Annotated in this window: 1 protein-coding gene; it reads left to right on the top strand. The window is 39.7% G+C overall.

Annotated elements, in window-relative coordinates:
* The coding region (locus VJI93_RS09330) for a hypothetical protein (RefSeq protein ID WP_324009408.1) at window positions 1-229 on the top strand (229 nt) is incomplete at both ends.

Here is a 229-nt window from a genome sequence, read left to right as displayed (position 1 = left end):
CCAAGGGTTGATTGGTCGGTAGGATTGCGTCATCTTCCATTACAAGACATCATTAAAAATGTAAAAGGACAAGAAGGTGTATATGAAGATATGATTCGTCGCAAACCCAATGATCCTAAATGGTTCAAAGGTGGATTGTATCATGATGATATGCCATTGAATACACCGGCTTACTGGTTTGTTTCCTGGTATGATGTGTCTTCTGCACCCAATATTGCACTCTTCAATC

Source organism: Parvimonas sp. M20 (genome assembly GCF_035282425.1).
GTDB lineage: Bacteria > Bacillota > Clostridia > Tissierellales > Peptoniphilaceae > Parvimonas.
This window is presented reverse-complemented; position numbering and strand designations above follow the sequence as displayed.